Below are 9,616 nucleotides of genomic sequence, written 5' to 3' on the forward strand. Positions count from 1 at the left end.
TAGCCTCCTGACGCAACTCCTCCACACGGGTTTCGGGATCTTTGTATTTGGCATATTTCAGCTCCACGATGTAACTGTGCGTCATATCGGAGTAGATGTCCAGCATGGGACAGAGGAAGATGTCGACGTAGCCCGCTTGGGTGTCCTGTTCGGAGATGGGGCGGTAGAAGCGGTTCTGTGCAGTCATTGCGAGGGTGAAGCCGTGAACGAAGAACTCACCCTTCTGCTTGTCGCGCTGCGAGGCATAGCGTTTCAGACAGTCGGCAATGTAGTCGAAATAAGCTTGCCAATCCCCCCGATAAGCGAGACGGCTTGCCAGTTCGCTCTTCTCGTAACTGCTGAAGCTCAGTTCGGCATCATTGTAAGTATTCAAGAGATAAGTATATAGTTGCTCCTGTACCACCAGGTTGGGAATGGTCAGTTTGGTTTTTCCTTCGTGCGTGCCACTGATGGTGAGCATCCCGAAATAGTAGAGCAGGCTCACGAAGTTGTCCGGATTGGTGATGTCGGCAGCGGGGAAGCCACTCTTCAGCTCACCGGTGATGAAGCCTTGACTCACGAGGGTTTGAATGACGGAGGCGTCGTGGGCAAATTCCTTGTCCTTGCGGATGAGCATGCGCAGTTTCTCGTAGTCGATACGGATGTTCTCTTCCACCATATTTTGTGGTGCCTTGCCATTGTCAATGTAGTTCTTGACGAAGTAGAGCACCATGTTGGAGTTGTACATCGTAGTTTCTCCGTAACATTCCTGCGCGAAGCAATAATTGTCGTACCACGGTTTCATTATCTCTATCAGTTCGTCTACGGTGTGCTTGAAGGGGCTGTTCGTCGAATAATAGGTTAGCATTTCGCGCACTTCTTCTTCCGTAAATCCCATCATTTGATTGAATTTCGGCGTAAGGGAGTAGTTGGTCCCGATGTTGAAGCCACTGGTGAGGTCGTCCATCGTGACGGGGCTGACGCCGGTGATGAAGCAACGCTCGATGCTTGAATAGGTTCCTGCTTTTACTTTATTGAAGAAAGCACGCAGGTAGCCTTCGCCGTGCGTTTCGTTGGTGTAGCGGTGCAGGCTTTCGGGATCGGCGAGGATGGCGTTGGTGAAGTGGTCGTATTCGTCGATGAAGAGATACATCTTCTGTCCGGCACGTTCGCACTCATGATAGAGGAAATCGAATTGGTTGACGGCTCCATCCTTTTCATCCAATTTTTCTTTGATACCTTCGGGCAAGAGGTCGGCATATACTTCACAGAAGTAGTCGAAACAGATTTGGCAATGCTCGTCCAGACCTTTACGATAATTGTTCAGTTCGCCGGTGATGCCGGAGAAATTGAGATAGAGCACCAGATAACTGTTACGGCTCGGTGTGGGATGTTGTCCGATATATAGGTCGCCGAAAAGAGTTTCGAACTTGTCACGGGTGCGTATATCGTAATAGTGTTGCAGTAGATTCAGTGTCAGGCTCTTACCGAAGCGGCGGGGGCGGATGAAGAAGAAGAAACGGTCCGCCTGTTCTATCAGGGGTATAAAATGGGTTTTGTCTACATAATAATAGTCTTCGCGACGGATGACTGCAAAGTTCATCATGCCGTAGGGAAGTCTTTTTCTGTCGGGTACTATGTATTTCAGTGGGTCCATTTGCTATCCTCCTGCTATTATATTATTTAATCCGTTAACGATACAAAGGTAGCAAAAGTTCTTGTAGTTTAGTAACGCTTAAAAAACAACTTGGTACATCAATGATAATTTTTCTCCCATTTTATAATCAGCTATTACTAAATCATTTTTCTCCTATTAGGAAAAAATATTTCTCCTACCGGAAAAATGAAATACCTATTTATACCAAGTTGTTTTTTATAATTTACTGCTATCGTTGTGGTAATTGCGGGCAGAAGTTCAAAAAGAAAAGTTTTGAAACGAAGAGAGAACCCTGATACTTATGACAGTCATTTTTTAAATATCTTTCATTTTTCTTGTTTATGTCGGCAGCAAATCCTACATTTGCCGGGTGTGCGGAAGCGTCTGCCACAAAGTTTTTTAGAATTTAAAATTTAGAAGCGTCTTGCTTCATTCTTGTCAGTAACGAAACCTGAGAAATTTCAATCCACAAGAATGATACCTGGACGGCTTCACGCTATAAGCGTGGGGCTGTATTGTATCATTTCGTGGATTGAAGGCAGTCTCAGGGCCTCGTTACTGGCGAAGTGGAACAATCAGTTCTGCGCTTCGTGTTTAGTTACAGGCTTGCCATGGAACTGAGGAAGGCCGTAATACTCAAAAAAACATGATGGATAATCTACCCAAAGAGAGGTATGAGCCGCCCGTAATAGAAATATTGCAGGTGGCGGTGGAAACTGGCTTCGCAGCCAGCAACACCGAATCCGGTCTTCCCGACTGGGACAAGGAAGACGGCTATTGGCAATAATGCCCACCTCCGCACGTAAGCGGATGTTCCCACTACAATTAATTTTCAGAACAAAAAAATTACTCAAACATGAAAAGATTGATTTACCTTAATGCCCTGCTCTGCGCAGCCGCACTGGCAGGCTGTTCGAATGAAGAACTTATGGAAAACGGAGCCGCCACGAAACAAAATGAACTGACCCTGACCGCCACCACCGGTACGGACACGCGTACTGCGGTGGATGCAAACTATAATGTAAGCTGGAGTGCAGGAGACGCTTTCTATGCCTTTGGTACAACGGTAGAAGGCAACGTTTACAGCTCTACCGGAACATTTACATTGAAAAGCGGAGAGGAGGGCAAAAGTACCAGTACCTTTGAAGGCACCGTAACCGGCGAAATGTCGGAATTGGAATATGCAGTATATCCGTTGGAGAACTACACCCCATCCACGTGCACATTGACTTTCCCCGCTACTTACACTTATCCCGTGAGCAACGCGCCGATGTTCGGCAAGCTGAATGCTGACAAGAACAAAGTGGAGTTCACGCAGTTGTTGGGCGGATTGATGCGTATCCAGGTGAGCGGCATTGGAAACGGCGTGGAAGGTACGCTGAAACTGAGTGCATCCGGCATTACCGGAACAGCCGTCCTGACTCCCGCTGCAACCGCTACGCTGGCTGCACTGTCAAACACAGGCAACGAAGTTACCCTCTCATTTACCACAACGAGTACAGAGCCGCTGATACTGGATATTCCCGTGCCCGCAGGAACGTATTCCAGCGGCATCACAGCCACCTTACAGATAGGCACGGCAGAAGCTCAGGTGTTCCACACCACCAACAATTTTGAAGTAACGGCCGGTATTGCCAAGGAGATGCGTCCCATCCACATTGTGGAGATTGATGGCTCAACCATCTCCTTTTCACAAACGGTAGCCGATGCGGCAGCCGCTAACAAGGCTTTGGAAGAAGGCGTGAAGAATATCACGATTGAAAGTGTAGCTGCCAACGGAGAGATTGCCATTCCCTCTACCAGCACGGCAGCAGACCCTGTTACCATCAACATTGCTTCTACCGGTGGTAATGAATTTACCGTGAAGGGGGCTTCGGATGGTACAGAAACTCCGGCTGCCGTCATCAATGTTCCCACAGGTACCTCAGGCACGCTGAACGTGACGAATATTGAACATGTGGAACTGAACGGCGGGTCTTGGACCAAAGTGACTTCCAGTACCGGAGCAAACACATTGGAAATCAAGGACGGTACCGTGATAGATGAACTGGTAATTGAGAAAGGCGGCATCAACATTGCGGCCGGTGCGGAAGTGAAGAAGATTACGTTACAAGCTGACGCAAGCATCAAGAACCGCATTGTTGTGGCAGCCGGCAAGAGTATGGAAATCAATGTAGGCAAACACACGCTGACGCTGGAAAACACTGGCTTCCACTTCATTGGCGGAGAAGCAACACTGACCTTGATTGGTGACGCTACCGGCAAGGGCAAAATCACTGACAACAGCCAGGGTATTGCTATCAATGAGAGTACCGGAGGCAACTTTACCATGAAGAATATCGAATATACCGGCTCCGTTTCAAACGGCATCCTGATAGATAAATATGTAAGTACAGGTAAGATTGCAGTGGAAAACAGCACGATGAACTGCAAATATTACTGCTTCTCTACCAATGCTTCTATGGAAACCGGTTCCGGTCACGTAGTTACGCTTAAAAATTCCACTTTCACGGCTCTGGAAACAGGTTTGATGTTCAATGTTCCCGGCACCGTGACGGCAACCCAATGCACCTTCATCGGTGGTTGGCAGGGTGCTTTCCTGCGCGGAGGTAAATTTACTTTCGACGGGTGTACGTTCAACCTGAGCGTAAGCAGCAGCTACGGAGCCAGCAATAAGCCGGCGGGAGCTACCTCTTGGGGCTCAGGCAACCAGGCGCCTTCCGCAGCCCTCACCATCGGAAACCGCAGCAGCAACACCGTCTATAACTGCCCGAAGGTAGTTGAATTGAAAAACGGTTGCGCATTCAGTGTTCAGAAGGACAATGTTGCTTCTACAGACTATCCTTCCGTTTACATTGATGCCAATCCGAACCAGACCAGCCAGACGGTAACATTTACCTATGACGAAACCTCCGGTACTAATTTTGGCAATGCCGGAAGTGGGCTGGATATCCGCAACACAACGGGACAGGTTACGGTAAACAGTGCTGTTTACAATGGCCCTACTGTGGAATAGCCTTCGGTTGCAGAAGCGACGTGAGCACTTCTGCAAATTGCGATGCTCCTATTGAATAAAGAGAAACGCCATCGGCTCGTGCGTCAGGCACAAGGCGATGGCGTTTTTTGCTACCTTCCGTTCTTTTTTTTGCCTCGGTTTTGAAACAAAATAATAGGTATTTTGCCTCTGTTTTGAAACAAAAGTGTATTTTTTGTCGTTGAAAACCAATATCTTTTAATCATGTTTAAAAGAACGATACTTCTTCATTTGGAACAATGGAAAACGGATATGCATCTATTGATGAGATTCAAAATTCACCAAAAGCAATAGGATTATTGCGTTATTTTTATGAGGAACTTCCGGAAATTTATGTTATAGCAGCAGGTTCTTTGTTGGAAAATCTGGTGGATGTAAAAGTTTCGTTTCCCGTGGGAAGGGTGCAGTATATGGCTTTACGTCCTTGTTCGTTCCGTGAATTTCTGGGAGCTATCGGTGAGGAGGCTTTACTGCCGGTGTTGGAACGACCGGAAATAACAATTGCTTTTCATGATCGGTTGATGATGCTGTTCAATTTATATACGCTGATTGGAGGCATGCCGGAGGCTGTCCAGCTTTATGCTGAAAGGAGGGATATTCTTGCCTTAAGCGATGTGTATGAGACTCTTTTACAGGGTTATCGGGATGATGTGGAGAAGTATGCCAGGCGTGGATTGTTAATAGAAGTAATACGGTTCATTTTGAAAGAAGGTTGGGGTAAAGCTGCACAGATTGTAACACTTGGAGGTTTTGCATCATCGAATTATAATGCCCGTGAAGTTGGAGAAGCTTTCCGCTTATTGGAAAAAGCTATGATAATGGAGTTGGTTTATCCGACAACGGCAACGGAAGTTCCTGCCATATCGGAAACTAAGCGTATGCCTAAACTGGTATGGTTGGATACAGGTTTGGTAAATTACGCAGCTCAAGTGCAGAAAGAAGTATTCGGTGCAAAAGACATTATGGATGCTTGGCGAGGAATGATAGCCGAGCATATTGTGGCACAAGAACTGTTGACGTTGACCGATAAAGTCAGCCAAAAACGTAACTTCTGGGTGCGTGGTAAGAGTGAGTCTGCGGCGGAGGTTGACTTCATCTGGGTGCAAGATTCCAAAATCTATCCTATTGAGGTAAAGGCGGGACATAATGCACATCTTCGTTCGTTACATTCGTTTATGAACCGTTCTTCGCAAACGGTGGCTGTGCGTGTGTGGTCGCAACCTTATTCAGTAGATGAGGTTACTACAGTAGAGGGGAAAGCATTCCGGCTTGTTAATCTCCCGTTCTATCTGGTTGGCGGGCTGGGAGAAGTTTTAAAAGAAACGAGCGTTTCCATCAAAGGAAACGCTCATGACTCTTTATAAGAAGTTTAGAATCTGCATCGCAATTCAATTCCCGCCTGTATAGGGCGTCCCTTCTGCATAAATCCATTCCCCATGCTCTCGAAGTAGAAGGCAGCATAATCCTTGTCCAGTGCATTGCGAACCCAGAAGTCAATCTGTCCGTTGCCTTTTTGCAGGCTGAGGCGTCCGTTCAGTGTGCCGTAGAAGGACTGGCTTGCGTTGTTCTGCTCTGTCCAGTAGATGCGGCCGGCACCGGTGTAGTTGGCGTTTACCTGAATGCGGTCCAGCCAATGCCCCGGGTTGATGTGGAAGATGTATTGTCCGCCCAGACTTAGTGTATGCTTGGGTACGAAGGGGACGTAATTGCCCTTGTAATTGTTTTCATCGCTCGTTGCATAGTCTTTGAAGGTGGCATAGGTATAGCCATAGCAAGCGTTCAAGGTAAACGCATCGGTCACGACTGCCCGCAAGCTTGCTTCTGCTCCATAGCTGCGGCTCTTTCCGGCATTAACGGTGATGCGTCCCAAACCACTTTCGGCAAACTTGGCTATTTGCTGGTCGCGGGTGTCCATGTAGAAAACGGACAAATCGGTAAGCAAGCGTCCTTCCAGTAGAGTGAGATGACTGCCTATTTCATAATTCCAAGTATATTCGGGCTTGTACCGGGTGGCGTCACGCACGTCCGGCACATGCTGCTTGATGCTTTCAACGTCAATCATTTGCTCCATCATCTTGAGGTTTTCGTCCTTCACAATGGCATTTATCATCGAGTTACTCAGTACACCGGTAATCAAATCGGAGAACATCTGTATGTTATAGCCTCCCGAACGATAGCCGCGTGTGGCGGTGGCATATACATTGTTACCTTTCTTCCATTCATATTGCAAGGCAAATTTCGGTAATAGCTGAACGTAGTCAGTAGATTCTTTGCCCAAATAGCTGGCATTCCCTTGTAGTGGCGCTGCATTCTCAATGACGATGGGGAACGGCATACCCGGCCTTGATACAGTTACCTTGAAATCGAAGTCGGTAGGAGTGGAGGCGGAATTATAGTCCATCTTAATCTTTTCATAATCCAGACGCAATCCGATGGTAGCAGACAAGCCTTTTACGAATAAATCATTGAAGGTGGATTGATGGAAAATGGCTCCACTCAGTGTCGGAGTATCGAAACTGCCGCTTACTTTCATGCTCTCATTGTTGATGCTCATGTGCATGTCGGGGGCTCCTTTTGCGACAAGCCCTTCGAATACATTGTTGGCGTTTCCTTCGATCACTTGATTGATGCCTTCTTTATGGAACACCACCGGGCCGTCGGTATGCAGCCATTGGTAAAATCCGAAGGCTCCTGTAGTCCATTCCCACCGGCGGTTGGGCTTCGACTTGAAGATAATTTCTTCGGAGAGGGTGTTCATCTTCTGCTTTTGCTCAATGTTGAAGATGTTTTCGGGAGTAAAATCCTGATCTATGAACATGCGGTCTTTCAGAAACTGGTAACCGGTGACGGCACTCAGTGTGAAGTGCCGTGCCTGATATTCCAGATTTAGTCCGGCATTCATCAGGTTACGGTAATAGCTGCCTGCTTCATCGTTGGAGATTTTGCCGATGTAAGGTTTTAGGTTCTCTTTCTGTGCGGCCGGATCCAGGCTGCCCATATAGAAATAAGGATATCCTCCCTGGTCGCTGTATTCATAGCTGACGTTTAAATCCACTTTCCAGTTCTCTGTAGGCAGGTAAATGCCACGGAAACGCCCACCGGCAGATTGTCCTTCATCTACTTTCTCATTGTTTCTTGCTGTATTACGAAAGAATCCGCCTTGATAATCATAAAATCCTCCGGCAGAGAAGGCAAAACGTTCGGATATCCGGTGGTAGTGGGTCATGGAAGTGTTATAGGCGTTGCGTGTGCCGGCTCCCATGCGGAAGTCTGTTCCCTGGTAAGAGAAGGGGGATTTAGTATGTATCTTAATCAGTCCGCCCATCGCATTGCGGCCGTACAGTGTTCCTTGAGGGCCGCGCAATACGTCGATACGCTCTACATCGGAGTAATTGAAATCGAATGCGGATTTATCTATATAAGGTATATTGTCAACATAGAGTCCTACGGAGGGGGTGTTGATGCGCGAGCCGATGCCTCGGATGTAAACGGCAGAGGTCAGGCGCGAACCGTAATCGGGAATAAAGATATTGGGTACAAGTGCGCTCAGGTTTTTGATTGAGTTCACTTGTGCGGCTTGCATGTCCTGTTGAGAAAGCAAGGTGACGGCATTTGGCAACTCGCGCAACTTGCGGTTCTCTTTGGGAGCTGCAATGATAAGTACTTCTTCAACATCCACGATTTTCAGGGTATCCACTTCCTCTGCGCATACGTTTCCTATTGACAGGAGTGCCAGGGCAAAGGCGAACAATTTACTCTTCTCCATTTTTTGCTTATATTATTTCGTTTGCAAAGTAAGGGCATTTTTCCTGTGCCCGCAATCCTCATTTATTAGGATTTAACTCATTCCCCTTCTTTTAAGAACGGCTCCGGATTAGTTCATAATAGCCAATGTTAGGGAGTGAGCATGGGACTGTTACGGACAGGGCCTACCATCAATACGGATGATGACCACCATCAATACGGATGATGCCTACCATCAATGCCAATGATTCCTACCATCAATGCCATTGATGATAGGGCCAGTCCTGATAAGAGCATGGCTGACACTTATCAAGTGTATGGCTTACTTCATTAGTATAGTGTCGTGGATTAATTCCGCCACGGTATAGGATTTAGATACGGTCTGCTTCAACATATCCGTGCATCACGGCATAGATAGTCAGTCCTGCCACCGATTTAATACCCAGTTTCTCCGTGATATTCTTTCGGTGGGAGATGACGGTCGTCAGGCTGATATTCAGTTTGTCGGCTATTTCTTTATTGATAAATCCTTTGGTAATCAGCACCAGCACTTCTATTTCGCGAGGAGAGAGGTCGTGCTCGCTGTCGGCATGGGGATTTTTGTAGGGATGACTTCCCGGATGCCCTGTTGCCGGATGTGGATGTCCATGCGGATGTCCCTCTTTATGTCCGAACTGGTGCAGTTGCAAAATACTTTTTATCAATGTCTTTTCATCCTGATAAATATTCAGGGTGGGTATTCCTGCCAGTTGCGGTTGGTTATCGCCATTTGCCAGTACAATTGTTTTGGGTTTGCGGGGCAGGAAGAAAGCTGTGTGTTCAAAGTATATCTGTGCTGAGACGAAATAGTGCGCATACATGTCGGGTGTATCATCCACCAGCTCCTCGAATGAACTGAATACGCGGATGACGGCCATCGGGATGATTTCTTCCATAAGATTCTGCAATCCCAGGCACGACAGTGTGTTGGAGTCAACAATTGCTATTTCGGGGGCTACCATATAATTCCTTAAATTTCTGCAAAAATACAGATTATTTTTATGAAACAGGTCATTGGAGCTGAAAAACAGCAACTTCCCTTGTCGGTACTTATAGAACTTTGCTCTCTTCTTGTTTGTTGTTAGTACATAAACAACTTAATATTACTGATTTATGAAATATGATATAGCTATCATCGGCGGCGGTCCTGCCGGATATACGGC

6 protein-coding genes are annotated in these 9,616 nt (G+C 46.9%); 3 read left to right on the forward strand and 3 right to left on the reverse strand.

The features are described from left to right. Positions 1 to 1,636: AAA family ATPase (locus QZ135_RS23320; RefSeq protein WP_294615266.1), on the reverse strand; the 1,636-nt coding region annotated here is incomplete at its 3' end. A 646-nt stretch (positions 1,637 to 2,282) separates the two neighbouring features. On the opposite strand from QZ135_RS23320, the gene QZ135_RS23325 reads away from it, so the two are divergent. The 3 genes from QZ135_RS23325 (at position 2,283) to QZ135_RS23335 (ending at position 6,034) form a co-directional block, all read left to right on the forward strand. Further along, on the forward strand, positions 2,283 to 2,423 hold the full coding sequence (locus QZ135_RS23325) for a hypothetical protein (protein WP_294615269.1): 141 nt from the start codon (positions 2,283 to 2,285) through the stop codon (positions 2,421 to 2,423). 69 nt (positions 2,424 to 2,492) lie between these two features. Beyond that, a complete protein-coding gene (locus QZ135_RS23330; protein ID WP_294615272.1) occupies positions 2,493 to 4,652 on the forward strand; it encodes a hypothetical protein in 2,160 nt (719 codons plus the stop codon). A 257-nt stretch (positions 4,653 to 4,909) separates the two neighbouring features. Continuing rightward, complete coding sequence (locus QZ135_RS23335) at positions 4,910 to 6,034, forward strand: DUF4143 domain-containing protein (RefSeq protein WP_294615275.1); 1,125 nt, start codon at positions 4,910 to 4,912, stop codon at positions 6,032 to 6,034. 5 nt (positions 6,035 to 6,039) lie between these two features. Here QZ135_RS23335 and QZ135_RS23340 read toward each other — a convergent pair whose 3' ends face one another. Next, positions 6,040 to 8,436 carry a TonB-dependent receptor gene (locus tag QZ135_RS23340; RefSeq protein ID WP_294615277.1) on the reverse strand — a complete coding sequence of 799 codons (2,397 nt, stop codon included), beginning with the start codon at positions 8,434 to 8,436 and terminating at the stop codon, positions 6,040 to 6,042. Positions 8,437 to 8,785: 349 nt separating this feature from the next. Beyond that, positions 8,786 to 9,415, reverse strand: coding sequence for a response regulator transcription factor (locus QZ135_RS23345; RefSeq protein WP_294615279.1), 630 nt, complete (start codon positions 9,413 to 9,415; stop codon positions 8,786 to 8,788). Between the last annotated feature and the right edge of the window lie 201 nt (positions 9,416 to 9,616).

The sequence above is a fragment of the uncultured Bacteroides sp. genome (assembly GCF_905207245.1).
Taxonomy (GTDB): Bacteria; Bacteroidota; Bacteroidia; order Bacteroidales; family Bacteroidaceae; genus Bacteroides.

Excerpts from the sequence above, each read along its gene's own strand:
- QZ135_RS23340 (WP_294615277.1), bottom strand. The coding sequence starts at position 8,436 with ATGGAGAAGAGTAAATTGTTCGCCTTTGCCCTGGCACTCCTGTCAATA.
- QZ135_RS23325 (WP_294615269.1), top strand. The coding sequence starts at position 2,283 with ATGATGGATAATCTACCCAAAGAGAGGTATGAGCCGCCCGTAATAGAA.
- QZ135_RS23335 (WP_294615275.1), top strand. The coding sequence starts at position 4,910 with ATGGAAAACGGATATGCATCTATTGATGAGATTCAAAATTCACCAAAA.
- QZ135_RS23345 (WP_294615279.1), bottom strand. The coding sequence starts at position 9,415 with ATGGTAGCCCCCGAAATAGCAATTGTTGACTCCAACACACTGTCGTGC.
- QZ135_RS23330 (WP_294615272.1), top strand. The coding sequence starts at position 2,493 with ATGAAAAGATTGATTTACCTTAATGCCCTGCTCTGCGCAGCCGCACTG.